Source organism: Streptomyces sp. Xyl84, from assembly GCF_059731885.1.
Genome location: NZ_AP029182.1, coordinates 1,087,836 through 1,112,352 on the forward strand (window position 1 = coordinate 1,087,836; position 24,517 = coordinate 1,112,352).

General features: G+C 74.2%; 22 protein-coding genes. 14 read left to right on the top strand and 8 right to left on the bottom strand.

Annotated elements, in window-relative coordinates; translation table 11 throughout:
• Positions 1-174: 174 nt before the first annotated feature.
• On the bottom strand, positions 175-918 hold the full coding sequence (locus AC6I72_RS04670) for a GOLPH3/VPS74 family protein (protein WP_497999591.1): 744 nt from the start codon (positions 916-918) through the stop codon (positions 175-177).
• Between the two features lie 323 nt (positions 919-1,241).
• On the opposite strand from AC6I72_RS04670, the gene AC6I72_RS04675 reads away from it, so the two are divergent.
• Both AC6I72_RS04675 and AC6I72_RS04680 read left to right on the top strand, forming a co-directional pair.
• The gene (locus AC6I72_RS04675) at positions 1,242-2,867 is read left to right on the top strand and encodes an ABC-F family ATP-binding cassette domain-containing protein (RefSeq protein WP_497999592.1); all 1,626 of its coding nucleotides are present in this window, start codon (positions 1,242-1,244) and stop codon (positions 2,865-2,867) included.
• A 345-nt stretch (positions 2,868-3,212) separates the two neighbouring features.
• Positions 3,213-4,187 carry an acyl-ACP desaturase gene (locus AC6I72_RS04680; RefSeq protein WP_497999593.1) on the top strand — a complete coding sequence of 325 codons (975 nt, stop codon included), beginning with the start codon at positions 3,213-3,215 and terminating at the stop codon, positions 4,185-4,187.
• Between the two features lie 184 nt (positions 4,188-4,371).
• On the opposite strand, the gene AC6I72_RS04685 is transcribed toward AC6I72_RS04680, so the two are convergent.
• Entirely contained in the window at positions 4,372-4,617 is a 246-nt protein-coding gene (locus AC6I72_RS04685; RefSeq protein WP_497999594.1) for a WhiB family transcriptional regulator, read from the bottom strand.
• Between the two features lie 204 nt (positions 4,618-4,821).
• Between AC6I72_RS04685 and AC6I72_RS04690 the strand changes: the two genes are divergently transcribed.
• Positions 4,822-5,625 carry a VOC family protein gene (locus AC6I72_RS04690; protein ID WP_497999595.1) on the top strand — a complete coding sequence of 268 codons (804 nt, stop codon included), beginning with the start codon at positions 4,822-4,824 and terminating at the stop codon, positions 5,623-5,625.
• 30 nt (positions 5,626-5,655) lie between these two features.
• On the opposite strand, the gene AC6I72_RS04695 is transcribed toward AC6I72_RS04690, so the two are convergent.
• Positions 5,656-6,702, bottom strand: a complete 1,047-nt coding sequence (locus AC6I72_RS04695; RefSeq protein WP_497999596.1) for a LacI family DNA-binding transcriptional regulator — start codon at positions 6,700-6,702, stop codon at positions 5,656-5,658.
• 347 nt (positions 6,703-7,049) lie between these two features.
• A complete protein-coding gene (gene ligD, locus AC6I72_RS04700) occupies positions 7,050-8,087 on the bottom strand; it encodes a non-homologous end-joining DNA ligase (protein WP_497999597.1) in 1,038 nt (345 codons plus the stop codon).
• Positions 8,088-8,162: 75 nt separating this feature from the next.
• Here ligD and AC6I72_RS04705 point away from each other — a divergent pair, with 75 nt between their 5' ends.
• Entirely contained in the window at positions 8,163-9,233 is a 1,071-nt protein-coding gene (locus tag AC6I72_RS04705) for an ATP-dependent DNA ligase (RefSeq protein ID WP_497999598.1), read from the top strand.
• 57 nt (positions 9,234-9,290) lie between these two features.
• Here the strand turns inward: AC6I72_RS04705 and AC6I72_RS04710 are convergent, their stop codons facing one another.
• Positions 9,291-10,481 (bottom strand): zinc-dependent alcohol dehydrogenase, encoded by a 1,191-nt coding sequence (locus AC6I72_RS04710; protein WP_497999599.1) that lies wholly within the window; start codon positions 10,479-10,481, stop codon positions 9,291-9,293.
• A 110-nt stretch (positions 10,482-10,591) separates the two neighbouring features.
• Positions 10,592-11,056, bottom strand: coding sequence for a MarR family winged helix-turn-helix transcriptional regulator (locus tag AC6I72_RS04715; RefSeq protein ID WP_497999600.1), 465 nt, complete (start codon positions 11,054-11,056; stop codon positions 10,592-10,594).
• Between the two features lie 355 nt (positions 11,057-11,411).
• Here AC6I72_RS04715 and AC6I72_RS04720 point away from each other — a divergent pair, with 355 nt between their 5' ends.
• The 7 genes from AC6I72_RS04720 (at position 11,412) to pcaDC (ending at position 17,106) form a co-directional block, all read left to right on the top strand.
• Positions 11,412-12,194, top strand: coding sequence for a CoA transferase subunit A (locus AC6I72_RS04720; protein ID WP_497999601.1), 783 nt, complete (start codon positions 11,412-11,414; stop codon positions 12,192-12,194).
• Positions 12,194-12,838, top strand: coding sequence for a CoA transferase subunit B (locus AC6I72_RS04725; RefSeq protein WP_497999602.1), 645 nt, complete (start codon positions 12,194-12,196; stop codon positions 12,836-12,838). The genes AC6I72_RS04720 and AC6I72_RS04725 overlap by 1 nt, the downstream gene beginning before the upstream one ends.
• Positions 12,835-13,110 carry a thiolase family protein gene (locus AC6I72_RS04730; RefSeq protein WP_497999603.1) on the top strand — a complete coding sequence of 92 codons (276 nt, stop codon included), beginning with the start codon at positions 12,835-12,837 and terminating at the stop codon, positions 13,108-13,110. The genes AC6I72_RS04725 and AC6I72_RS04730 overlap by 4 nt, the downstream gene beginning before the upstream one ends.
• A gap of 53 nt (positions 13,111-13,163) precedes the next feature.
• A complete protein-coding gene (pcaH, locus tag AC6I72_RS04735; protein ID WP_497999604.1) occupies positions 13,164-13,937 on the top strand; it encodes a protocatechuate 3,4-dioxygenase subunit beta in 774 nt (257 codons plus the stop codon).
• Between the two features lie 6 nt (positions 13,938-13,943).
• Positions 13,944-14,561, top strand: coding sequence for a protocatechuate 3,4-dioxygenase subunit alpha (gene pcaG / locus AC6I72_RS04740; RefSeq protein ID WP_497999605.1), 618 nt, complete (start codon positions 13,944-13,946; stop codon positions 14,559-14,561).
• A 74-nt stretch (positions 14,562-14,635) separates the two neighbouring features.
• Positions 14,636-15,940, top strand: a complete 1,305-nt coding sequence (pcaB, locus tag AC6I72_RS04745) for a 3-carboxy-cis,cis-muconate cycloisomerase (protein WP_498004591.1) — start codon at positions 14,636-14,638, stop codon at positions 15,938-15,940.
• Positions 15,937-17,106, top strand: a complete 1,170-nt coding sequence (gene pcaDC / locus AC6I72_RS04750) for a bifunctional 3-oxoadipate enol-lactonase/4-carboxymuconolactone decarboxylase PcaDC (protein ID WP_497999606.1) — start codon at positions 15,937-15,939, stop codon at positions 17,104-17,106. The genes pcaB and pcaDC overlap by 4 nt, the downstream gene beginning before the upstream one ends.
• A gap of 379 nt (positions 17,107-17,485) precedes the next feature.
• Here pcaDC and AC6I72_RS04755 read toward each other — a convergent pair whose 3' ends face one another.
• On the bottom strand, positions 17,486-20,164 hold the full coding sequence (locus AC6I72_RS04755) for an ATP-binding protein (RefSeq protein ID WP_497999607.1): 2,679 nt from the start codon (positions 20,162-20,164) through the stop codon (positions 17,486-17,488).
• 247 nt (positions 20,165-20,411) lie between these two features.
• On the opposite strand from AC6I72_RS04755, the gene AC6I72_RS04760 reads away from it, so the two are divergent.
• Complete coding sequence (locus AC6I72_RS04760; RefSeq protein WP_497999608.1) at positions 20,412-21,542, top strand: DUF2510 domain-containing protein; 1,131 nt, start codon at positions 20,412-20,414, stop codon at positions 21,540-21,542.
• Positions 21,543-21,658: 116 nt separating this feature from the next.
• On the opposite strand, the gene AC6I72_RS04765 is transcribed toward AC6I72_RS04760, so the two are convergent.
• Positions 21,659-22,300, bottom strand: coding sequence for a TetR/AcrR family transcriptional regulator (locus AC6I72_RS04765; protein WP_497999609.1), 642 nt, complete (start codon positions 22,298-22,300; stop codon positions 21,659-21,661).
• 241 nt (positions 22,301-22,541) lie between these two features.
• Between AC6I72_RS04765 and AC6I72_RS04770 the strand changes: the two genes are divergently transcribed.
• Together AC6I72_RS04770 and AC6I72_RS04775 are read left to right on the top strand one after the other, a co-directional pair.
• Entirely contained in the window at positions 22,542-23,342 is an 801-nt protein-coding gene (locus tag AC6I72_RS04770) for a phosphatase PAP2 family protein (RefSeq protein WP_497999610.1), read from the top strand.
• Positions 23,339-24,514, top strand: coding sequence for a DMT family protein (locus tag AC6I72_RS04775; protein ID WP_497999611.1), 1,176 nt, complete (start codon positions 23,339-23,341; stop codon positions 24,512-24,514). Before AC6I72_RS04770 ends, AC6I72_RS04775 begins: the two co-directional genes overlap by 4 nt.
• The last annotated feature ends 3 nt before the right edge of the window (positions 24,515-24,517 follow it).

The window sequence follows — 24,517 nt, forward strand, 5'->3', positions numbered from 1 at the left end:
CGCGGCGTCTGGTGCGTGTGATCGCAAGGCGGAGGGTCGTCCTCGTACCGGGCGTACGTGGACGATCCCGACAACGCGACGAGCGCGCGTGCCAGGCGTCGCGGGGCAGGCGGGACTTTCGAAGCACGCCCTAGGCCCGGCGGATGTCCGAGGGGGCTCCGGGCCGGCCGTAGGTCAGGTCGCCCGGGTCGACGGCTCCGGGGACGGGCACGTCCGCCGCAGCGCGCTCCGGATCTCTCGGACGACCGTGCGCAGGGCGGGGTCCGCCGCCGCGCTGCGTTCGGTCAGTTCCTCGAGCCGTTCCTCCAGTTCCAGTTCCCCGGCGGGCCGCCGGTGGTGGCCGCCGTCCCCGCCGCCGGGCAGGACGGTGCGCAGCCCGGCGGCCGACGCGAGGACGACGACGGCCGCGTCCCGCGCGGAGACCTCCGCGGCGGAGCGCGCGCCGTCGAACGCCTGCCGCGCCCCGGCCCGCAGCGCGTCCGCGACGTCGGCGCGTTCCAGGGTGTGCCCGGTGACCGGCAGCACCCCGAGCCGGCGCCGTCTCCGTACGCGCAGGCACCCCTCGGCGGCCAGTTGGTCCCGTACGGCCGTCAGGGTGTACCCGGCCCACAGGGTCACCCAGGTCCCCCAGGGGCGGGGCCGTGACTCACGGACGAGTTCGAGCAGGCCGTCCAGCACCGCGTCCCCGGTGGCGGCGTCGAGGTCGACGGGGGTCGCGACGCCGTCGTCGTCGACGAGCAGTCCGCGCTGGGCCAGCTCGGTGAGGGCGCCCGCCCGGACCAGGTGCTGCGGGCGGGCGGTCCAGGCGGCCCCTTCCGGTGCGGGGTCCGGGTCCCAGGCCAGCAGACAGAGCCGGGCGGGCAGCGAGAACCGGTCGGGGGCGGACGGATCACGTGTCACGGGCGAGCCGTCGGGCATGGGCCGGATGACCTCCTTCACGCAGGGGGCGCGGGGCCCGCCCGGAAAGCCGTTGACAGCCGTACCCGCCACTCCTACGGTGTACGACGTCCCTGTTGCCGCCGATCGGAGAAGGACGTTGCTCGTCTGAGGTCCTGAGACACCGCGTCACACCGCACAGGTGTGTGCGTCGCGTGCGACCTCGGCGTCGAGCCGTCCCGGAGGAAGTCGGCCCAGGGCTTTTCTCATGCCCGGTGGAGCCCGTCCTACACGGTGCCCGTCGTCTCGCGGTGTCCAGAAACGCGTGTGCCCCTGACCGCCGCACAAGCAACCGCGAGGCGCCCATGTCCGCATCCCTCACCTGCACCTCCCTGTCCTTCGCCTGGCCCGACGGCACCCCCGTCCTCACCGGGCTCGACATCGCCTTCGGCCCGGGCCGCACCGGCCTCGTCGGGGCCAACGGATCGGGAAAGTCCACCCTGTTGAAACTGATCGCGGGTGAACTGACCCCGTCCGACGGCGTCGTCCGCACGGCCGGCGAGATCGGTCACCTCCCGCAGAACGTCACCCTGGACACCGCGCTCCGGGTCGACCAGGCCCTCGGCATCGCCCGGCGGCGGGCGGCACTGCACGCCATCGAGGCGGGCGACGCGTCCGAGGAGCACTTCGAGACCGTCGGCGACGACTGGGACGTCGAAGAACGCGCCCTGGCCACCCTCGGTGAACTCGGCCTCGGCCACATCGGTCTGGACCGCACGGTCGGCGAGGTGTCCGGCGGCGAGTCGGTGCTGCTGCGGCTGGCCGCGCTGCTGCTGCGCCGGCCCGACGTGCTGCTGCTGGACGAGCCGACCAACAACCTCGACCTGTACGCGCGGCGGCGGCTGTACGCGACCGTCTCCGCCTGGCCCGGCACACTGGTCGTGGTCAGCCACGACCGCGAACTGCTGGAGCTGGCCGACCAGATCGCCGACCTGCGGGCAGGCCGGGTCACCTGGTACGGCGGCAACTTCTCGGCGTACGAGGAGGCCCTCGCCGTCGAACAGGAGGCCGCCGAGCGGATGGTCCGCGTCGCCGGGGCCGACCTGCGCAAGCAGAAGCGCGAACTGGCCGACGCACACGTCAAACTGTCCCGCCGCAAGCGGTACGGCCAGAAGATGTACGACACCAAGCGCGAACCCCGGGCGGTGATGAAGCAGCGCAGACGCACGGCGCAGGAGTCCGCGGGCAAGCACCGCATCATGCACGAGGAGAAGCTCGCCGAGGCCAGGGAACGGCTCGACGAGGCGGTGGAGGCGGTGCGCGAGGACGACGAGATCCGCGTCGAGCTGCCGTACACGGCGGTCCCGCCGGGCCGTACCGTCCTGACCCTGCGCCACCTGCAACTGGCGTACGGCGCACAGGTGCGCGGCGGACTCGACGTGCACGGCCCGGAGCGCGTCGCGCTGCTCGGCCGCAACGGCGCCGGGAAGACGACCCTGCTGCGCACGGTGGCCGGGGAACTGGCGCCGGTGTCAGGGGAGGCGGAGGTACACGTTCCGCTGAGGTTCCTGCCGCAGCGGCTCGACGTCCTCGACGGCGACCTGAGCATCGCCGAGAACGTGGCCCGCCTCGCGCCGGGCGCCACGGAGAACCTGATCCGGGCCCGTCTGGCTCGCTTCCTGTTCCGGGGCGCCCGGGCCGACCAGAAGGCGGCGACCCTGTCCGGCGGGGAACGCTTCCGGGCAACGCTGGCCGCGCTCGTGCTCGCCGAACCCGCGCCGCAGCTGCTGCTGCTCGACGAGCCGACGAACAACCTCGACATGGCGAGCGTGCGCCGGCTGACGGCCGCCCTGGAGTCGTACGAGGGGGCGCTGCTCGTGGCCTGCCACGACGTGCCGTTCCTGGATTCCATCGGCATCACCCGGTGGCTGCTGCTGGAGGAGGGGGAGCTGAAGGAGACCACACGGGAGGCGATCGTGGAACTGGCGTAGCCCGCCTGCCCCCTGCGGGGGACGGAAGGGTGTGACGTGGCTCTCGGTGCCGCCGCGGGAGCGGTGCGGTCGGCGGCCCTCCCCCAGCGCCGGGACCTGCGCCTTGCACAGCCGCGCACGACCGGTCGGCCTCCCGGGGCCGGTGACCTGATCAGTGATCTTTACGGCCCCCTTAACCTACGGGTTCGTAACCTACGGGTTCGTAGCCTACGATCCCGTAGGTTCAAGCCGTCGGACCGGCACCGCTCGCCGGTTCGGCTCGTCGTCCCCCGCCGGTTTCCCGTCTCCCTCAGTTCCGCTGTTCCCCGCCGGCCCCGCCCGGCACGCGCGTCCCCTGGAGCAACCTTGACGATCACCTCCCCTCACCTCGGCAGTTCGTCCGCCTGGACCGACGCACGGATGCTGTACGCGCTGGAGGAGGTGGTCGAGAAGGAACTCGACCGGCACCTGCGGGTCGCCAAGGACTGGATGCCGCACGAGTACGTCCCCTGGGGCGACGGCCGCAACTTCCCCGGTCTCTTCGCGGACGGCGAGGCCTGGGACAAGGAACAGTCGAAGGTGACGGAGATCGGCCGGATCGCCCTCGTCGTCAACCTGCTGACCGAGGACAACCTCCCCAGCTACCACCACGAGATCGCCACGCTCTTCGGCCGTGACGGCGCCTGGGGCACGTGGGTGCACCGCTGGACCGCCGAGGAGGGCCGGCACGGCATCGTGATGCGCGACTACCTGCTCGCCTCGCGCGCGGTCGACCCGGACAAGCTGGAGCGGTTCCGGATGGCGCACATGAGCGAGGGCTTCGAGTCCGACAACAGTCACTCGATGCTGCACTCGGTCGCCTACGTCGCCTTCCAGGAACTGGCCACCCGCATCTCGCACCGCAACACCGGCCACCAGTCGGGCGACCCGGTCTGCGACCGCATGCTGGCGCGCATCGCGACCGACGAGAACCTGCACATGATCTTCTACCGCAATCTGCTGAAGGCGGCCTTCGAGATCGCGCCCGACCTCACCATGCAGGCGGTGCGGGACGTCGTGGTCAATTTCCGCATGCCGGGCCACGGCATCCCCGGCTTCGAACGGGCCGCCGCCCAGATGGCCATCGGCGAGGTCTACAACCTGCGCATCCACCACGACGACGTGCTCCAGCCGGTGCTGCGCTTCCTGAAGATCATGGAGATCGACGGGCTGGGCCCCGAGGGCCGGCAGGCGCAGGAGGAACTGGGCATGTTCATGGGCGGGCTCGACGCCGAGGCCACGACGTTCGACGAGCGGCTGGCGGCGCGCAAGGCGCGGATGGCGGCGCGAGCGAGCGCCTGACCGGTCACCGGCGCACGACGCCGGATCGCCGGCGGACGGGGGCTGCGGCCCCATGGCGCACGACACCGGATCGCCGGCGGGCAGGGCCGAGGCGTCGGCGGGTGAGGGCTGATCGCCGGCGGGCAGGTCCGGATCACCGGCGGACGGGTCCGGGAACGGCCGAAGCTGTGCGGTGGCCCGCTCGCTAGCGGGCCGTTCGCCGCAGGCTCTGCCGTTCCTTCTCGGACAGGCCGCCCCAGACGCCGAAGCGTTCGTCGTTGGCCAGCGCGTACTCCAGGCAGGCCGGGCGCATCTCGCACAGGGCGCAGATGCGCTTCGCCTCGCGCACGGAACTGCCCGGCTCGGGGAAGAAGAAGTCGCCCCCGGTCTGTGCGCACAGGGCCTGGGCCTGCCAGGCGGGGGCGGCCGGGGTGATCGTCTCGATGTGCATGAGCCAGATCGTGCCGGGCGGCGAAAAACGTTCGATCAACGCGCGATCAACACCGCCTCCGGGAGCGCCCTCCCCCGGATGATCCGCCGGGGGCGGCCCGTGCGCACGGCGGCGCGCGGAGCCGGCGCCTTCGGGCAGCGATCGCCGGTGGGCGGTGCGAGACTCGGCAGAGCAGGCAACGGGTCCCTTCGAAGGAGGGCGACGATGCTCACCACCCGTTACGTGGACGGCGCTCCGAACTGGATCGATGTCGCCACCCCCGACATCGACGGCGCTCGTTCCTTCTACGCCGGGCTCTTCGGCTGGGACTTCCGCTCCGCGGGCCCCGACGCCGGCGGCTACGGCTTCTTCCAGCTCGACGGCAGGGTCGTGGCCGGCGGCATGCAGGTGACGGCGGAGCAGGTTCCGCCGTCGTGGACCGTGTACTTCCGGTGCGGCGACGCACAGGCCACCGCGAAGGCCGCCGAGGAGGCGCACGGCAGAGTGCTGGTCGGGCCCGTGGACGTGATGGACCAGGGGCGCGTGGCGCTCCTCGCCGACCGGGCGGGTGTGACCTTCGGCCTCTGGCAGCCGGGGCAGCGCAAGGGCCTGGACGCCGCCGGTGAGCCGGGCTCGCTGTGCTGGGTCGAGCTGTACACGCCGGACCTCGCGGCGGCGGCCGCGTTCTACCACCGGGTGCTCGGGCTGGAGACCTCGGCGGTCTCGTTCCCCGGCGGCTCCTACACCTGCGCCAATCCCGCCGCCGGCGGGGAGGAGGCCATGTTCGGCGGCATCGTCCCGCTGGGCGACGACCCGGTCGAGGCGGCTGCGGGGGCGGCCGGGGCCCACTGGCTGCCGTACTTCGACGTCGCGGACGCGGACGCCGTCGTCGAGCGGGCACGTGACCTGGGCGGTACGGTCCGCATGGCGGCCACCGACATCCCGGGCGTCGGCCGCGTGGCCCGGCTCGCCGACCCGCACGGCGCCCGCTTCGCGGTCCTCAGGGCGGCGCCGCGGCAGCAGGCCTGAGCCAGGGCGTGGCCGCACGGTGCATGCGGGCTATGCCGAGGCCCGTCGGATCAAGGTGGTGGGCAGGACGGTGCCGCGCCGGACGTCCTCCGTCCGTCGGCCGGGCGCCGTGGAGTTCGGGGCGTGGCGGTCGCGCAGCAGGAGGCGGGCCATCAGGCGGCCCATCTCCTCGATGTCCTGACGGACGGTCGTCAGCGGCGGATCGGTCTGCTCGGCGAGGGGCAGCATGTCGTCGAACCCGACGACCGCGACGTCCTCGGGCACCCGCAGTCCGCGTTCGCGCAGGACGCGCAGGGCGCCCGCGGCACTCAGGTCGTTCGCGGCGAACACGGCGTCCAGGCCGGGCAGCCGGTCGAGGAGTTCACGCATGGCGCGCTCGCCCCCGGCGGGCGTGAAGTCGCTCACCGCGACCAGCCCCGGGTCGTCGTCGCCCATGACGTCGCGGAAGCCTTCGAGCCGGTCCGCCGCCGAGGTCTGGTCCAGCGGCCCGGAGATGTGGGCGATCCGCCTGCGGCCGAGTCGGGTCAGATGCCGTACGGCCGTGCGGGCACCGCCCCTGTTGTCGCTGTCGACGTACACCGCCTCCCGAGTGCCGTCGCTCCAGCCGGGCCGGCCGCCGAACACGGTCGGCACACCGGCGCGCTGGATCAGGCCGGGCAGCGGGTCGTCGAGGTGGAGCGAGAAGACCAGCGCGCCGTCGACGTGACCGCCGGCGAGATAGCGCCCGACCCGGGCGTGGTCCTCGCGGCCTTCCGTGAGCAGCAGCACGAGCTGTGCGTCGTGGGCCGTCAGTTCCTTGCTGATCCCGCGCAGTTGCAGCGCGAAGAAGGGGTCGGCGAAGACGCGTGTCTCCGGTTCGGCGATGACGACGGCGACGGCGTCGTGCCGCTTGGTCACCAGGCTGCGGGCCGCCTGGTTGGGGACGTACCCGAGTTCCTCCACCGCCTGCCGGACCCGCGCGGCGAGCGGCTCGCGCACGCCCTCCCCGCCGTTGACCACCCGGGACACGGTGGCCCGGGACACACCCGCCCGCGCGGCCACGGCCTCCAGCGTCGGACGCGGCGCTGTCTCGCTCACTTCGGGGCTCCTCACAAGCGGCTGCGGCACAGGATAGCCCCGCGCCCGCCACCGGATGAGAGCGCTCTCCTTGCCTGGAACCGTCCGGGCCGGCCGGCGCCCCGACCGGGTCCTGTGGGTCCGGGCCCGGGCGGCGGCCCTCCCGGCCAGGTCCACGACCATCCGGAGGAGTCACGGCCCGGGTTCTCCCCGCGCCCGGACGAGCCGGGCCCGGACGGACGGCGGTTCGACTCCGGGTGCATGGGGTCCGGGCCCACCGCGCCTCGGACGGACGACGTCTCCTGCCGCGGCATCCGGAGCTAGGAGTTGCAGCGCTCCTCGGGGCCGAGGGCCCTGCCGTCGGCCGATCAGGTGACGGCCGGGCCCTCCTGCTCCTTGCGTGCTCTGGCCCGGCTCGGCTGCACCCGCTTCGGCTCGCCCGGCATCTTCGGGTACTCGGGCGGGTAGGGCAGGTCGCCGAGGCCGTGGTCGCGTTCGTCCCGGGCGGCGAGGTCCAGCAGCGCCTCCAGCGAGAACGCGTGGTCGTCCATGTCGGCGTGCACGTCCCCGGCCTCGGCGAACCGGGCGGGCATGGTCGTGATGTCGAAGTCGCGGGGCTGGGCGACGCCGGCCTCCTCCCAGCGCAGCGGCGCCGAGACGGGGGCGTGCGGGCGGGGGCGTACCGAGTAGGCGGAGGCGATGGTGCGGTCGCGGGCGGTCTGGTTGTAGTCGACGAAGATGCGGGCGCCGCGCTCCTCCTTCCACCACTTGGTGGTCACCTGCTGCGGCATCCGGCGCTCCAGCTCCCGGCCGACCGCGATGGCGGCCCGCCGTACCTGGGTGAACGTCCAGCGGGGCTCGATGGGGACGAAGACGTGCAGGCCGCGTCCGCCGGAGGTCTTGGGCCAGCCGCGCAGGCCGCCGAAGTCCTCCAGGACGGCGCGCAGTTCACCGGCGGCGCGGACGGCGTCGGCGTAGTCGGTGCCGGGCTGCGGGTCCAGGTCGATGCGCAGTTCGTCGGGGTGTTCGACGTCGTCGCGCCGCACCGGCCAGGGGTGGAAGGTGAGGGTGCCGTACTGGGCCGCCCAGACGACCGCCGCCTGCTCGGTGGGGCACATCTCGTCGGCGCTGCGGCCGCTGGGGAAGGTGATGTGGGCGGTCGGGATCCAGTCGGGCATGCCCTTGGGCGCCCGCTTCTGGAAGAACCACTCGCCCTCGATGCCGTCCGGGTAGCGCTCCAGGGTGGTGGGCCGCTCCCGCAGGGCGCGCAGGATCCCGGGGGCGACCGCCTGGTAGTACCGGGCGACGTCCAGCTTGGTGTACCCGTGCTCCGGGAAGAAGACCTTGTCCGGGCTGGACAGCCTGACGGTCCGGCCGGCCACGTCGAGTTCCACCGCATCGCCCATGCGAGCCACGGTAGGCGTCCCCCGCCCACCTCGCACACCGGGCGAAAGGTGCCGCGGGCGCGCAGAATCGCTGGCATGGATCTTCCCGTGATGCCGCCCGTGAAGCCGATGCTCGCCAAGCCGGTGGCGAAGATCCCGCCGGGCATGCAGTACGAGGCGAAGTGGGACGGGTTCCGGGCGATCGTGTTCCGCGACGGCGACGAGGTCGAACTGGGCAGCCGTACGGGCAAGCCGCTGACCAGGTACTTTCCCGAACTGGTGGCGGCGCTCAGGGAGCGGCTGCCCGGCAGGTGCGTGCTGGACGGGGAGATCGTGATCGCCCGGGAGGGACGGCTGGACTTCGACGCGCTGACCGAGCGGATCCACCCGGCCGACTCGCGGGTGCGGACGCTGGCCGAGCGGACCCCGTCCTCGTTCGTCGCCTTCGACCTGCTCGCGCTGGACGGCGAGTCGCTGCTGGACGTGCCGCTGACCGACCGCAGGGCGCTGCTGGTCAGGGCGCTCCAGGGGGTGCGTGCGCCGGTGCACGTGGCGCCCGCGACGACGGACATCGAGGTGGCGCGGCAGTGGTTCGAGCAGTACGAGGGAGCGGGTCTGGACGGGGTGATCGCCAAGCCCCCGGGACTGCGCTACCTCCAGGACGAGCGGGCCATGTTCAAGATCAAGCACGAGCGGACGGCGGACGTGGTGGTCGCCGGCTACCGCCTCCACAAGAGCGGTCCCGTCGTCGGCTCGCTGCTGCTCGGCCTCTACGACGACCGGGGCACCCTCCAGCACATCGGGGTGTCGGCGGCCTTCCCGATGAAGCGGCGCGCGGAGCTGATCGAGGAGCTGGCGCCGCTGCGGATGGACGACACGACCGGGCATCCGTGGGCCGCGTGGTCCCAGGAGGCGGCCCACGAGTCGGCGCGGCTGCCGGGCGCGCCGAGCCGCTGGTCGGGCAAGAAGGACCTGTCCTGGGTGCCGCTGCGGCCGGAGCGGGTGGCGGAGGTGGCGTACGACCACATGGAGAACGGGGCGCGGTTCCGGCACACGGCGCGCTTCCGGCGCTGGCGCCCGGACCGCACCCCGGGCAGTTGCACGTACGCCCAGCTGGAGGAGCCCGTCCGCTACGACCTCGCCGAGATCCTGGGCTCCGGGCCGTGAGCCGGGCTCGGCCGGGCGGGGCCGGGCGGGCGCGAGGAGGCGTGAGGTCTTCGCGGCTCAGGGGCTCATGAGGACCTTGACCGCGCCGTCCTGCTTGCGCTGGAACATCTCGTACGCGTGCGGCGCCTCGGTGAGCGGCACCCGGTGGGTGGCGAAGTCGTCGACGCCGAGCGGGTCCTCGTCGGTGAGGTAGGGCAGGATGTCGTCGGTCCAGCGGCGGACGTTGGCCTGGCCCATGCGGATCTGGAGCTGCTTGTCGAACATGGTGAGCAGCGGCAGCGGGTCGGCAGCACCGCCGTAGACGCCCGAGAGGGAGATGGTGCCGCCGCGGCGGACCAGGTCGATCGCGGTGTACAGGGCGGTGAGCCGGTCCACGCTGAAGCGTTCGGCCAGCGGTCCGCTCAGGGCGCGCGGCATGATCGCGGCGGTCTGCTGGACGAGCCGGGCGACGTGGCTGCCGTGTGCCTCGGTGCCGACCGCGTCGATCACCGCGTCGGGGCCCCGCCCGTCGGTCTCGTCGTGGATCGCGGCGACCAGTTCCTTCTCGCTGTCGAAGTCGCGCAGGTCGTAGGTCTCCACCCCGCGGCGCCTGGCGCGGTCCAGGCGTTCGGTGACCAGGTCCACCCCGAACACCCGACCGGCGCCGCGGGCCAGGGCGACCCGGCAGGCCATGTCGCCGATCGGGCCGAGGCCGAGCACGGCGACGGTGCCGCCGCGCGGGACGTCGGCGTAGGCGACCGCCTGCCAGGCGGTGGGCAGCACGTCGGAGAGGTAGACGAAGCGGTCGTCGGCCGGTCCCTCGGGCACCTTGATCGGACCGTACTGGGCCTGCGGCACCCGCAGGTACTCGGCCTGGGCGCCCGGGACCGCACCGTACAGGCGGGTGTAGCCGAACAGCGCGGCGCCCATGTGCTCGCTGGTGACCTGGGTGGTCTCGCATTGGGTCTGCAGACCGGTGGAGCACATGACGCAGTGGCCGCAGGAGATCTGGAACGGGACGACCACCCGGTCGCCGGGCCGGAGATTCGTCACCTCGGGACCGACCTCCTCGACGATGCCCATCGGTTCGTGGCCGAGGATGTCGCCGGGGGTCATGAACGGGGTGAGCACCTCGTACAGGTGCAGGTCGGAGCCGCACAGCCCGGACGAGGTGACCCGGATGACGGCGTCCGTCGGCTCCTGGATCCTCGGGTCGGGGACGTCGTCCACCCGGACGTCGCGCTTGCCCTGCCAGGTCACTGCCTTCATCGTGTCGCGCCCCTTCCGTCACGCTCCGGTGCCTTGACGGACGGCCGGGTACCCGGGCCCGGACGGGCGAACCCGGCGGGGCGGCCCTGCGGGTGCGGGCGCTCCGCGGGTCAGGGACGTGCGGCGGCCGGTTCCGGCGGGTTGCGCAGGCCCTCGGCCGCGTCCGCGACGCGCCGGATGAGGTCGAAGAACTGGGCCTGCTCCGCCGCGCTGAGCGGGCCCAGGAAGACCTGGTTCATCCGGGCGGTGCGCACGGTGAGCCGGCGGTGGGTGCGTTCCCCCTCGTCGGTGAGGCGGAGCAGGAAGCGGCGGCCGTCCTGCGGGTCGCGGACCTTGTCGAGCAGGCCGCGGCGGCCGAGCCGGCTGATGACCTCGGCGATGGTGGACCGGTCCAGGCCCACCCGCTCCCCCACGGTGCGCTGGTCGAGGCCCGGTTCGGCGACGAGCGCGTTGAGGACCGCGAACTGGGGCGAGGTGATCTCCTCGGAGACCATCGTGTTCCACAGCAGGTAGTGGGCCTGCTGGAGCCGGCGGGCCAGGTGCCCGGGGTGCGTCGTGAGGTCCACCGCGGCCATGTGCGCTCCTCGGGGTAGGTCTGCCGGTGCGGCCCTGCGTGGTCGCACGTACGTCGCCGTAGCTGCGTCGTCGTAGCCGCGTGGCCGTACGCACAACTTCGTACGCACATCTTGGTACACGTCTTCGTGCACACGTCCCCTCGGACGCGTTTCGGCGCCCGCTTTTTCGTCCGTACACTGAACAACATCGCTCGCTCCCCCTCCGCTGTCCCTGGTACAGCCCCTTTCCACCGCGCTCTTGACGGCTCGCCCCGCCGGTGGCAGCGTGAGGACACCTTCGCCGAATTGCTCAGTGCCCTGACTATCTGCCTCGGCACGGGTCGGTGACGCTCGGCAGAGATGAGGCTTGTTTTCGATGGACAAGGTGGTAGCGACGGCCGCGGAGGCGGTGGCCGACGTACCGGACGGCGCGTCGCTGGCGGTGGGCGGTTTCGGGCTGAGCGGTGTGCCGGACGTACTGATCCGGGCGCTGTACGAGCGCGGCGTGGGCGGCCTGTCGGTGGTGTCGAACAACTGCGGGGCGATGGAGTCCGGGCTGGCGGTGCTGCTGGCGGCGGGCCGCATCGCCCGGGTGACCGGCTCCTACATCGGCGCGAACAAGGAGTTCGCCCGGCAGTACCTGGCCGGTGAGCTGGAGGTCGAGCTGATCCCGCAGGGCACGCTGGCCGAGCGGCTGCGCGCGGGCGGGGCCGGGATCCCCGCCTTCTACACCCCCGCCGGGGTGGGCACGCAGGTCGCCGAGGGCGGACTGCCCTGGCGCTACGACGGCTCCGGCGGGGTCGCGGTGGCCTCCGCGCCGAAGGAGGTCCGCGAGTTCGACGGCACCGAGTACGTGCTGGAGCGCGGCATCCGCACCGACTTCGCGCTGGTCCGGGCGGCGCGGGGCGACCGGCACGGCAACCTCGTCTTCAACCGGTCCGCCCGCAACTTCAACCCGCCGGCCGCCATGGCCGGCAAGGTGACGATCGCGGAGGTGGAGGAGCTGGTCGAGCCCGGCGCACTCGACCCGGACGCGGTGCACCTGCCGGGGATCTTCGTGCAGCGCGTGGTCGCGCTGAGCCCGGAGCAGGCCGCCGACAAGAAGATCGAGAAGCGGACGGTGTCCGTGCCCGGTACGCGAGGGACGGTGGGCGCCTGATGGCGTGGACACGTGAGGAGATGGCCGCCCGGGCGGCGCGCGAACTGCGTGACGGGCAGTACGTCAACCTGGGCATCGGACTGCCGACGCTGATCCCCAACCACCTGCCGCCGGGTGTGGAGGTGGTCCTGGAGTCGGAGAACGGCATCCTGGGCACCGGCCCGTACCCGGCCGAGGAACAGGTCGATCCGGACCTGATCAACGCGGGCAAGGAGACCGTCACGGTCCTGCCGGGCGCCTCGTTCTTCGACTCGGCGCTGTCCTTCGCGATGATCCGCGGCGGCCACATCGACGTCGCCGTGCTCGGGGCCATGCAGGTCTCGCAGACCGGCGACCTGGCGAACTGGGCCGTGCCGGGCAGGATGGTCACCGGGATCGGCGGGGCGATGGACCTCGTGCACGGTGCCCGCACGGTCGTCGTCGTGATGACGCACACCGCCAAGGACGGCTCCCCGAAGATCGTCCGGGAGTGCACGCTGCCGCTGACCGGCAAGCGCTGCGTGCACCGGATCATCACCGACCTCGGCGTCCTGGACGTCACCGGTGACGGACTGGCACTCGTGGAGACCGCGCCCGGTGTGAGCGTCGAGGAGATCGTCCGCAGGACCGGCGCCGAGCTGACCGGCACGGAGGAACGCAGGTGAAGGACGTCCACCTGACCGACGCCGTGCGCACCCCGTTCGGCAAGTACGGCGGCGCCCTCGCGGGCGTGCGCCCGGACGACCTGGCCGCCCACGCCCTGCGCGGGCTCCTCGCCCGGACACCCGGCCCGGCCCCGGCCCGGATCGACGACGTCCTCCGGTGCCGCCTCGCCGGCACCGTCGCGCACCAGCTCGCCCGCAAGGGCTCCGGAACCGGCGTCGCCATCCTCCGCGTCGGCGCCGGCCAGGGCCTCGCCCTCGTCCTCGAACGCTGAGAGCCGCGCACCCCCATGCCGTCCGGAGCTCTCAAGGAAGCGCCAGGTACCCCATGACCCTCACCCAGCACGACATCGACCAGGAGATCGCGGCCGAGCACGCCGCGTACGAGAAGCGGCTCGCCGCCGGCGCGCCGGTCGAGCACCACCCGCGCCGCGACTACGCGCCCTACCGCTCCTCGGTGCTGCGCCACCCCCGGCAGCCGCTGGTCGCCATCGACGTCGGCAAGGACCCGGAGCTGGTGGAGCTGACCTCGCCCGCCTTCGGGGAGCGGGACGTCACCGAGACCGACAACGACCTCACCCGGCAGCACACCGGGGAGCCGGTCGGGGAACGGATCACCGTGTCGGGCCGGCTCCTCGACCGGGCCGGCCGCCCGGTGCGCGGCCAGCTCATCGAGATCTGGCAGGCCAACTCCGCGGGCCGCTACGCCCACCAGCGCGAGCAGCACGACGCCCCGCTCGACCCGAACTTCACGGGCGTCGGCCGCACCCTGACCGATGCCGAGGGCCGCTACCGCTTCACCACCGTCCAGCCGGGCCCGTACCCGTGGCGCAACCACGTCAACGCCTGGCGGCCCGCGCACATCCACTTCTCCGTCTTCGGCTCGGCCTTCACCCAGCGGCTCGTGACGCAGATGTACTTCCCGAACGACCCGCTCTTCCCCTACGACCCGATCCTGCAGTCCGTGACGGACGACGCCGCCCGGCAGCGGCTGGTCGCCGCCTACGACCACAGCCTGTCGGTGCCGGAGTTCTCGCTCGGCTACCACTGGGACATCGTGCTGGACGGCCCGGCCGCCACCTGGCTCGAAGAAGGACGCTGACCTGCCATGACGAAGACCGACACGAGCGGCCCCGAGGGCGTCGCGCAGGGCCTGCCGCCCACGCCGTCGCACACCGTGGGCCCCTTCTACGGCTATGCCCTGCCCTTCCGCGGCGGCGAGGACATCGCGCCCGCCGGACATCCGGACACGGTCACCGTGCACGGCCGCGTGTACGACGGCGAGGGGCGCCCGCTGCCCGACGCGCTGGTGGAGCTGTGGGGACCTGACCCGGCCGGCGAGCTGCCCGCCGTCGACGGCTCGATGCGGCGCGATGCGGCCTCCGGCGGGTTCCTCGGCCGCAACGGCGTGGAGTTCACCGGCTTCGGGCGGATCCAGACGGACGCGGACGGCCACTGGTACGCGCGGACCCTGCGGCCGGGCGCGCGCGGGCACAACGCCCCGTACATCAGTGTGTGCGTGTTCGCGCGCGGCCTGCTGGTCCACCTGTTCACCCGGATCTACCTGCCCGGCGACGAGGCCGCCCTGGCCGCCGATCCGCTGCTCGCCCGGCTGGACCAGGAGCGGCGCGCCACGCTGATCGCGGCGCCGGAGGACAGCGGGGCGTACCGTTTCGACATCCGCCTTCAGGGCGAGGGCGAGACGGTCTTCCTGGAGTTCCGGTGACACCCTCCACGCCACAGCCCACCGGCCCCGGCCACGACACCGGCACCGGTCACGACACCGATCCGGACTCCGGGCTGCTCGGGCCCGGGTGGGCCGCCTCCGCCGCCGCGTGCGGGACGAGCGACACCGCCTTCCTGCGGGCGCTGCTCGACGCCGAGGCCGCACTCACCCGGGCGCAGGCCTCGCTCGGCCTCGCCCCCGGGGCCGCGGCCGACGCCGTGGCCCGGGCCGCGGATCCCGCCCGCTTCGACGTGCGCGCGCTCGCCGAGCGCGCCCGCGGCGGCGGCAACCCCGTGATCCCCCTGGTCGCGGACCTGACCGCGGCGGTGGGCGAGGAGTACGGCGCCTACGTCCACCGGGGTGCGACCAGCCAGGACATCATGGACACGGCGGCGATGCTGGTCGCCGCCCGCACCCTCGACGTGGTCCTGGCCGACCTGGCCCGCACCGAAGCGGCGCTGGCCCGGCTGGCCGCCGCCCACCGTGACACCGTCATGCCCGGCCGGACCCTCACCCAGCACGCCGTGCCGACCACCTTCGGGCTCAAGGCGGCCGGCTGGCGGTCGCTGGTCCTCGACGCCCGGGACCGTGCCGCCGGCGTCCGCGCCGCGCTGCCCGCCCAACTGGGCGGCGCGGCGGGGACGCTGGCGGCCTTCTCCGCGTACGGTGCCGCCGACCCGACCGCGCTCGCGGCGACCTACGCCCGTGAGCTGGGCCTGCGTGAGCCGCTGCTGCCCTGGCACACCCTGCGCACCCCGGTCGCCGACCTGGCCGGGTGCCTCGCCTTCACGGCGGGGGCGCTGGGGAAGGCGGCGGCGGACGTGCTGGTCCTGTGCCGTACCGAGATCGCGGAGCTGGCGGAGGGCAGCGGCGGCGGCTCCTCCGCCATGCCGCACAAGGCGAACCCCGTGCGCGCCACCCTGATCGCGGCCGCCGCCCGCCGCGCCCCGCAGCTCGCCGCCACGCTGTACGCCTCGATGGCGGCCGAGGACGAGCGGCCCGCGGGCGCCTGGCACGCCGAGTGGGAGCCGCTGCGCGACCTGCTGCGGCTGGTCGGCGGCGCGGCCCGCGACGCGGCGGAGCTGACCGGGGGGCTGCGGGTGGACGCGGACGCCATGCGGGCGCACCTCGGCCTGACCCACGGGCTGATCGTCTCCGAGCGGCTGTCGGCCGAGCTGACCCCGCTGCTCGGCCGGGCCCGCGCCAGGAAACTGCTCACCGAACTCGCCCGCCGGGCCTGCACCGAGGGCCGCGACCTCGGTGAACTCCTGGCCGAAGAACCCGAGTTGCGGGGCGTCGACCTGACGGCGCCCACCGACCCGACCCGCGGCACCGGCTCCGCCGGAGCCCTGACCGACCGCGCTCTGGAGCGACGTTGACCCTGAACCACCGTCTCGAAGGCCCCGCCTCGGCCCCCGCCCTGCTGCTCGGTCCGTCCCTGGGGACGTCGTACGCCCTGTGGGACGAGGTCGCGCCCGAGCTGGCCGTCTCGCACCGGGTGGTCCGCTGGGACCTGCCGGGGCACGGCGGCTCGGCGGCGGACCTCGTTACGGCCGGCGCGACCGTCGGCGACCTCGCCTCCTTGGTGCTGGCGCTCGCGGACTCGCTGGGCGTCGAGCGGTTCGCGTACGCGGGGGTGTCGCTGGGCGGCGCGGTGGGACTCCACCTGGCCGTGCACCGTCCCGAGCGTCTGACGTCGCTGGCGGTGATCTGCTCCTCGGCCCACTTCGGCGGTGCGCGGGCGTGGCGGGAGCGGGCCGAGCGGGTCCGCCGCGAGGGTCTTCAGTGGCTGGTGGAGAGCGCGAACTCCCGCTGGTTCGCCGGGGACTTCACGGTGCCGGGGCTGATCCGCGACCACCGGGACGCCGATCCTGCGGCCTACGCCGCCTGTTGCGACGCGCTGGCCGCCTTCGACCTGACCGGCCGGCTGTCCGGGATCACCGTGCCCACGCTGCTGATCGCGGGCCGCCAGGACCCGGCCACGCCGCCCGCGCACCTGCGGGAGATCGCCGACGCGGTGCCCGGCGCGGCCCTGGTGGAGGTGCCGGGCGCCTCGCACCTGGCGCCCGCACAGTGTCCGCAGGCCGTCCTGACCGCTCTGCGCACCCAGCTCGACGGCCCGGTCCCGCGGGGCATGCGGGTGCGGCGGGCGGTGCTGGGCGACGACCATGTGGACCGGGCGCAGGACCGGCAGACGCCGTTCACCGCCCGGTTCCAGGACTTCATCTCCCGCTACGCCTGGGGCGAGATCTGGACCGATCCGACGCTGAGCCGGCGCGAGCGCAGCATGATCACCATGACGGCGCTGGTGGCGCACGGCCACCACGACGAGCTGGCGATGCACGTTCGGGCGGCGCGGCGCAACGGGCTGACGCCCGAGGAGATCGGCGCGGTGCTGCTGCAGAGTGCCGTGTACTGCGGGGTTCCGGCGGCCAACTCGGCGTTCGCGGTGGCGCAGCGGGTCCTGGCCGAGGAACCCGCCGAGCGGCCGCGCCCCGGTCCCGGCGCGCGGGCCGCCGGGCCGGTCGGAGAGGAGCCAGCCTAGGCCCTGTCGTCAAATTCCCGCCTGCCTCGCGACGCCATGCACGCACTCTCGCCGCACCGGGCCCAGACCCGAGTACGTCCAGTACGAGGGTCAGGGCCCGGCACGCCGAGAGCACGCACCTGACGCCGCGAGGCCCGCCCTCCGGGCGGACGACGGGAATTGAACGACAGGACCTAGAGGTCCGGCGCGAAGTCCGGCGCGGAGCGCACCTGGTGGAGCCTGCCGAGCGGTCCGGACAGGGGTCCGGCGAGGAGCCTGCCCGCGGTGCGGGCAGGGGTCCGGCGAGGGGGCCGTCGGAGGGGGTCCGGGCGGCCGTTCCCCCGGGTGGCAGCGGCCCGCCGGAGGGGCGCCGGTGGGTGCGCCGGGTCCGCCCGCCGCGCTACCGCAGCCCGCGCCCCGACTCCAGGACCTCTCGCGCCTGGGCCGCCAGGCCGTCCGCGCCGCACGAACGGGCCAGGGCCAGGCCCTTGTTCAGCTCCGCGACGGAACGCGAGGCGATGCCGTACTCGACGCGGGCGGCGGCGTGCTCGTACTGGCAGGGCGAGGCCTCCAGGTAGGTGACGGCCTGGGCGGCCAGACCGACCGCGCGCTGCCCGGTCTCCAGCGCGGCCGCGCAGCGCAGCGCCTCTCCTATGGCGGTGTCGGTGCCGAACCGCTCGGCCTGGCGCCGGACGTCGGCGGCGAGCCGTGCCGCCCGGCCGGGCTCCTCGGTGGCCAGGGCACGGGCCAGGTCGGCCGCCCAGGGAACCATGACCGGGTTGTGGTGGCCGCGGACGGCCGCAGCCTTCTCGGCGGCCTCCAGTTCGGCCACGCCCTCCCTGGTGCGGCCGGCGGCGAGCAGCAGCCTGCCGCGGACGCTGCGCGGGTCGGGGATCACGATGGTGGCCGGGTAGGGCGGGGCGAACCCGTAGCGCTCGGCGATCTCCCAGGCCTCCTCGACGTGGCCGCGGGCGAGCAGGGTGTCCACGAGGTTGCAGGTGGCGGTCCAGTACAGGGGGAGTCCGCGGCCGACCCGCTCGGCGATGCGCAGCGACTCGCGCAGGGCCGCCTCCGCCTCGCGCAGCCGGCCGCGCCTGCGGTGGCCGAGGCCGACGTAGGCGTGGGCGAGCGCGAGGTGGCCGCCGTTCCAGTGGGCGCTCTCGTAGGCCCGCAGGGCTTCGTTGTAGAGGGTCTCGGCGCGGTCCAGGCGGTCGCTGTAGGCGTAGGCGCTGGCGAGCATCAGCAGCAGTTCGATGCCCCACTCGGCGTCGGTCCAGCCGAGGCCGGGGGCGAGGCGGCCGTTGACGAGGGCGCGGTCGCACAGTTCGACGACCTCTTCGGCGTTCTCGCCGCGGGCCATGGCGTCGAAGCCGCGCAGGATCAGCAGGGCTCGCTCGGAGTTGTCCCGCCCGGTGCAGCCGGCGGCGAGTTCGGCGAGCCGTTCGGAGCGGTCGGGGGTGATGGTCTCGCCGGTGTGCAGGCCCTCCCACATGTACTGGACGGCGTGCAGCCGCAGCCGGACGGGGCCCGGGGCGTGGCGGGCGGCCTCCGCCTCGATGGTGCGGACGGCCTCCTCCAGCTGGTTGTTGTGCAGCAGCGCCTGGGAGAGCCGCCAGACCGCGTCCACCCGGATGCCGCCGTCCAGGCCGGGCATGCTCAGCGCCAGCTGGAGGTGGTCGATGGTGGTGGCGGGGGCGGTGAGCAGGGTCGCGCAGCCCAGTTCGTACAGGACGCGTGCGTGCACGTCGGGGGTGGGCGGCTCCAGCAGGGCCCGCTCCAGGCAGCGGCGGGCCGCGTCGGGGGCGCCGACGGCGAGGTGTTCGCGGGCGGCCTGGCGCAGCTGCTCGACGAGTTCCTCGTCGTCGTCCGGGTGGACTTCGAGCAGGTGCCGGGAAGCGGCCGCGGCGCCGAGGCCGCAGTCGGCGACGACCTGGGCGGCGATGCCGTGCATGGCAGTGCGCAGGGCGTCGGGGATGGAGTTGTAGACGGCGGTGGCGATGAGCGGGTGCACGAACTCCAGGTCGCCGGCGCCGCCCCGCGTGCTCGCCGGGTCGGGTTCGGTGAGGATGCGGGCGCCGCGCAGCAGGTCGGCGCAGCGCACCGCGTCCTGGTGGTCCATGGTCGCGAGCCGGGCGACGAGGTCGACGGAGATGCCGGTGCCCAGGATGGCGGCGGCCCAGGCGAACCGGGTGGCGTCGATGCCGAGTTCTTCGAGGCGGGCGACGAGTCCGCCGCCGCGGGCGGTGCGGTTCAGCTCGCGCAGCTCCCCGGCGTGCGCCTCGACGGGTTCCAGTTCGCTGTCGCGCACCTTGGCGAGGAGTTCGACGGTGTCGTAGGGGTTGCCGCCGGTGACCGCCCACACCTCGCGGCAGAAGGGGGCGTCGGCGTGCGTGCCGAGGGTGGTGCGGGTGAGGTGGGCGGTGGCGTCGGGGGACAGGGAGCTGAGGGTGTGGACGCCCGCGGCGGCGGCGACGGTCTCCAGCAGCCGGGCGCCGTCCCCGCTCACCTCGCCGGGGCGGCGGGTCACCACGAGGAGGACGGACAGCTCGTCGAGGCGTTCGGCGAAGACGGCGAGCCAGCGCAGGCTCTCCTCGTCGGCCCAGTGGGCGTCGTCGACCAGGAGCACGAGCGGCCAGTCGCGGGAGGCCAGCCGGCTCACCGCGTCGACCAGGCCCTCGCACACGCTGCGCGGGTCGGCCTGCCCCTCGCCGGGTTCCGCTATGCCGAGGGCCGGTCCCGCGATGCCGTACCACTCACCGAGGTACTCGCGGGCCTCTTCGGGCATCAGCGACAGCAGCGCGGGCTGCAGCAGTTGGCGTACCACGTTGAACGGGACGGAGCGCAGGATCTCGCCGCCGCGCGCCGACCACACCGTGCAGCCGCGCTCCTCGGCGATGCGGCGGGTCTCGGCCAGCAGGGCGGTCTTGCCGAGCCCGGCCTCGCCCTGCAGGACCAGCAGTCCGCCGCAGGACGCGCGGTCGGCGCACAGGTCCTCCACCGCGCGCAGGATGGTGGTGACTTCCTCGTCGCGCTCCCACAGGGAGGCCGAGGCGGCCGCTGTCGGCCGTCCCTCCGTCATCCCGCTACCTCCCCAAGTCGCCCGAACGACGTACGGGTGCCGAGCCTAGCCGCCGGGCCGCCCGAACGGAGGCCGGACCGGGCAGCTCTTCCCGTGACGGGTGACGTGCGGTGCGGCCGGGCGACGGGGCGCTCCCGTGACCTGCGGGGGAAAGCACGACATGTCAACAGACGTGCCGGGCAAGGGCGGTGGCGGTGAAGCAGAGCCCTCTCATACCGCTTTCACGGACGCCTCATACGGTGGGGGCATGACGCAGGTGACTCCCCCCGGGTGGTACCCCGACCCCGGGCAGACAAGTGACGGTCCCGCCACCGAGCGCTGGTGGGACGGCAAGACGTGGACGGACCGGACGCGCCCCGCCGGATCGGCCGCCGCATGGGGTCCGCCGGCGCAGCCCCCGGCCCAGGCGGCGTACCCGGCACCGCAGGGTGATCCGCAGGCCCCGATACCCCCGGGGCAGCCCGGTCCTCCCGGGTATCCGGGCCCTGCGGCGTACCCGGGGTACCCGGGCTACCCGGGGCAGCCGCCGGCCCGTCCGCGCCGCGGGCTGCGCACGGGCATCGCCGTCGCGGTGACCGCCGCGGTGCTGGCCAGCATCGGGGTGGGCGTGTACGCGCTGAGCAAGGACGACGGCGGGGGCGGTGACCGGGCGGGGTCCTGGCAGGACCGGGGCCGGCAGGGCGGCCCCGGCGACCGGGAGGGCTCCGGCGGCCGGGGCGGTCCGTTCGGCGCGCCGGGCGGGAGCGGCGGCTCGGACGGGTCCGGCGGACCGGACGGCCCGGGCGGGTCCGACGGATCCGGCGGGTCGGGAGGTTCCGGGGGCACCGGCGGGTCCGAGGCGCCGAAGATCAGGAGCGGTTCGGTGCCCGATCCGGCCAACGGCATCAGCCTGCCCGTGCCGGACGGCTGGTACGGGCAGCAGATCGGCGTGGGCGCCCAGATCACCTCCGACGCCGCCTACAAGTGCCCCGGCGACACCTCCAAGTCCTGCACCAAGGGCGGCGCGTACTCGGCGCCCGCGATGGTGCTGGGCACCCGGGGCAGCACCGCCGAGGAGGTCGCCAAGGCCGACATCGCGGCGAACGCCGAGGAGTCCTACGGCGGCAAGACCTACGGCGCGATCACCTCGCACCAGGTCCTCGCCTCCGAGGCGGTCACGGTGGCCGGGCAGAAGGGCTACCTGGTCCGCTGGAAGGCGGTCACCAGCAAGGGCGCCGACGGGCTGGTCGAGTCGCTGGCCTTCCCGTCCCCGGCGAACCCCGGGCGGCTGGTCGTGGTGCGCTTCGGCGTGGACGCCGACCAGCAGCAGTCCGTGCTCGACGAGATCACCCGGGGGATCAAGGTGTCCTCGGGCGGCGGCAGCGGCCAGAACGTCTGAGGCGCCGCCGTGGATGTCGGCCGGGCCGGGTTCCTCTCCGCTCCGGAGGAACCCGGCCCGGCCGGGAGTGCGCCGCCCCCGTCCCCACGGTGCGGCGCGCACAGGTCACCGTCCAGTCATCCCGTGGACGGCGGCCTGAGTCCTGTGGTGAGGCCGAGCGCGGGCAGCACGGCGGCCTCCACGAACCGGACCATGTAGTCCGCGTCCGCGTACGTCCCCTCCAGCACGGGACGGATGCGCAGGACGCCGAACATCTGCGCGGGCACATACGCCAGCGCCGGATTGTCAGCCTCGACCTCTCCGCGCTCGACCCCGCGCCGCAGGATCTCCCGCAGCGCGGCGATCTCCGGCTCCACGACGGTCTCGCGCAGCGCCTGCTTCAGCTCCGGGTCCTGCATGATCGCGTGACCGAGGGCCTGCAGGAGCCGGGTGTCCTTGCCGGACCACTCCCCTGCGGCCCGGGCGGCCTGCCGGAGGTCCTCGGCGAGCGAGCCGGTGTCGATGCCGCCGAAGCGGGTGCGCCGGTTCGCGCGCAGGGCGGCCACCACGAACTGCGGCTTGTTCTTCCACTGCCGGTAGAGCGTGGACTTGCTGCAGCGCGTGCTGGCGGCGACGCCCTCCATGGTGACGGCGTCGTACCCGCACTCGCGGATCTGTTCGAGGACGGCGTCGAAGAACTCCCGCTCACGCTCGGGCGTGATCTTGGAGCGGCGCGAGGCGACAACCGTGTCCGGTCCGTCCGCGGCCTGCGACGTCATCGCTCTTCTCCTCGCTGTCGCTCGTGCCCCGGAACGGCTCCAGCCGCCCTCGGGTGCGCTTCGTCTCGTGTGTGAGAGACCTCAACCGATACGCCAGTGTACCGGTACTCCATCGTATCGGTACACTGGCGTATCGGTACGATGTCGTATCGATGCTCCCGGCGCGGTCACCGCTCGCGTACCGGTCGGCACCACCCATACGGCAACACAAGGCATCACCCGCACGCGAAGGGGCCGGGGCATGACATCCCGAAACGAGGCCGCCGCCGCGGAGCCCACGAGGCCCGCGCGGCCCGCACTCGTGCGCGAGCTGCTGCTCGTCGCGGGCCTGTTCCTCGTCTACAAGGTGGGGCGCCAACTGGCCGCCGACCACACCGGCGAGGCCTTCCGCAACGCGCACCACGTGTGGCACCTGGAACGGGCGCTCCACCTGCCCGGCGAGGGCGCGGTGCAGTCCCTGCTGCTGCACGGCGACACCCTGGTCCGCGTCGCGAACACCTACTACGCCACCGTGCACTTCCCGGCCACCGTCGGCCTGCTCGTCTGGCTCTACCTGCGCCGTCCCGCGCACTACGTCTGGACCCGCCGGGCCCTGGCCGCGCTGACCGCCGCAGCCCTGGTGCTGCATCTCACGTTCCCGCTGGCCCCGCCGCGCATGCTCGCCGCCACCGGTCTGGTCGACACCGCGCACGTCTACGGGCCCTCGGTCTACGGGCCGCCGAAGACGGACCACCTGTCGAACCAGTTCGCGGCCATGCCCTCGCTGCACTTCGGCTGGGCCCTGATGGTGGCCGTCGCGCTGATCGCCGCCACCCGCTCGCGCTGGCGCTGGCTGTGGCTGCTGCACCCGCTGCTGACCCTGCTGGTGATCGTGGGCACCGCCAACCACTACTGGCTCGACTCGGTCGCGGCGACCGCTCTGCTCGGCGTCGCCCTGGTCGCGCTCCCGCTGCCACACCGCCGTCCGGTGACCGTCGCGCTGGGCCGGCAGCGGCCCGCGCCGGCCGAGGAGAACGGCACCCTCGTCGGAGCGGTCCGATGAACGCCGCGCTGCTCGCCGTGGTCCTCTCGCTCTTCTCCGCCGTCGCCTACGCCGCCGCGGCCGTCGCCCAGGAACGGCTCGCCTCGCGGGCGGCCGCGGGCACCGGCGCGCTCGGGCTGCTGCGCCGCGGCGCCTGGTGGTGGTCGGTCGCCCTGAACGGGTCGGCGGCCCTGCTGCACGTGGTCGCCCTCAAGTACGGCCCGCTGACCGTGGTCCAGCCGCTCGGCGCGCTCACGCTGGTGGCCGCCGTGCCCATGGGGGCACGCCTGGCGGGCCGGCGGGTCGTCGCCGCCGAGTGGCGGGGCACCGCGTGCACCCTGCTCGGGCTGGGCGCGCTGCTGCTGGCCGCCTCCGGACCCGCGCCGCAGCAGGTGCTGAGCCCCGCCGAGGCACTGGCGGTCGCGGGGGCCACGGCGGTCCTGATCGGTGCCCTGTCCCGTCCCGGGGCCCGGCCGGGCCTGCGGCACGCGACCGCCTCCGGCGTCGCCTCGGGCGTGGCGTCCGCGCTCACCCAGACCGTGACCGTGGCCGCGACGGACCACACCGGGCCGCTGCTGAGCGCGCGCGTGATCATCGTGGCGCTGCTGGTCGCGGCGTTCGCGACGGGCGGGCTGCTGCTCTCGCAGACCGCCTACCGGGGCGGCCTGGGCGCGCCGCTCGCGGTGGTGACGCTGACGAACCCGGTGGCCGCCGCACTGATCGGCCTGACCCTGCTGGGCCAGGGACTGCAGGGCGGCGTACGGGGTGTGCTGCTCGCGCTCGCGGGAGCGGCGTTCGCCGCCTGGGGCGTGGTCGAACTGTCGCGGGCGGCCCCGCAGCCGCATCCCGCGGAGGGGGCACCCGGCCTCGCGGAAGGCGCACCCGCGCACCCGGAGGACGCGTCCCCGGCCGACGCCGCGTCCGCGGCCGGACCCGGGCCCGTGTCCCTGCCAGGGCCCGCGTCCGCGACCGAACCGGCACCCGGGCGGGCGTCGGGGCCGCAGCCCGCGTCCGCACCCGGTCCCGCCCCCGTCGGCGTGCCCGCGCAGGACGGCGCCGACGAGACACACCCCGTGGCCGCCGTCCTCGCCCTGGAGCCGGAGGGGGCGTCCCGGGAACCGCTGCTGCTGCCGCTGCACGTTCCCCTGCCCGGGCCCCTGCCCTCCGGGCCGGAGCACCTGACCGCGCTCTGAAGG

Coding starts and splice junctions, on each gene's coding strand:
- AC6I72_RS04715 (WP_497999600.1), bottom strand. CDS start 11,056: ATGGCCGCGGTGGACCTCACGACGCACCCCGGGCACCTGGCCCGCCGG.
- AC6I72_RS04770 (WP_497999610.1), top strand. CDS start 22,542: ATGACATCCCGAAACGAGGCCGCCGCCGCGGAGCCCACGAGGCCCGCG.
- AC6I72_RS04705 (WP_497999598.1), top strand. CDS start 8,163: ATGGATCTTCCCGTGATGCCGCCCGTGAAGCCGATGCTCGCCAAGCCG.
- AC6I72_RS04670 (WP_497999591.1), bottom strand. CDS start 918: ATGCCCGACGGCTCGCCCGTGACACGTGATCCGTCCGCCCCCGACCGG.
- AC6I72_RS04725 (WP_497999602.1), top strand. CDS start 12,194: ATGGCGTGGACACGTGAGGAGATGGCCGCCCGGGCGGCGCGCGAACTG.
- pcaG (WP_497999605.1), top strand. CDS start 13,944: ATGACGAAGACCGACACGAGCGGCCCCGAGGGCGTCGCGCAGGGCCTG.
- AC6I72_RS04690 (WP_497999595.1), top strand. CDS start 4,822: ATGCTCACCACCCGTTACGTGGACGGCGCTCCGAACTGGATCGATGTC.
- pcaH (WP_497999604.1), top strand. CDS start 13,164: ATGACCCTCACCCAGCACGACATCGACCAGGAGATCGCGGCCGAGCAC.
- AC6I72_RS04720 (WP_497999601.1), top strand. CDS start 11,412: ATGGACAAGGTGGTAGCGACGGCCGCGGAGGCGGTGGCCGACGTACCG.
- AC6I72_RS04765 (WP_497999609.1), bottom strand. CDS start 22,300: ATGACGTCGCAGGCCGCGGACGGACCGGACACGGTTGTCGCCTCGCGC.
- AC6I72_RS04755 (WP_497999607.1), bottom strand. CDS start 20,164: ATGACGGAGGGACGGCCGACAGCGGCCGCCTCGGCCTCCCTGTGGGAG.
- AC6I72_RS04675 (WP_497999592.1), top strand. CDS start 1,242: ATGTCCGCATCCCTCACCTGCACCTCCCTGTCCTTCGCCTGGCCCGAC.
- AC6I72_RS04710 (WP_497999599.1), bottom strand. CDS start 10,481: ATGAAGGCAGTGACCTGGCAGGGCAAGCGCGACGTCCGGGTGGACGAC.
- ligD (WP_497999597.1), bottom strand. CDS start 8,087: ATGGGCGATGCGGTGGAACTCGACGTGGCCGGCCGGACCGTCAGGCTG.
- AC6I72_RS04760 (WP_497999608.1), top strand. CDS start 20,412: ATGACGCAGGTGACTCCCCCCGGGTGGTACCCCGACCCCGGGCAGACA.
- AC6I72_RS04775 (WP_497999611.1), top strand. CDS start 23,339: ATGAACGCCGCGCTGCTCGCCGTGGTCCTCTCGCTCTTCTCCGCCGTC.
- AC6I72_RS04685 (WP_497999594.1), bottom strand. CDS start 4,617: ATGCACATCGAGACGATCACCCCGGCCGCCCCCGCCTGGCAGGCCCAG.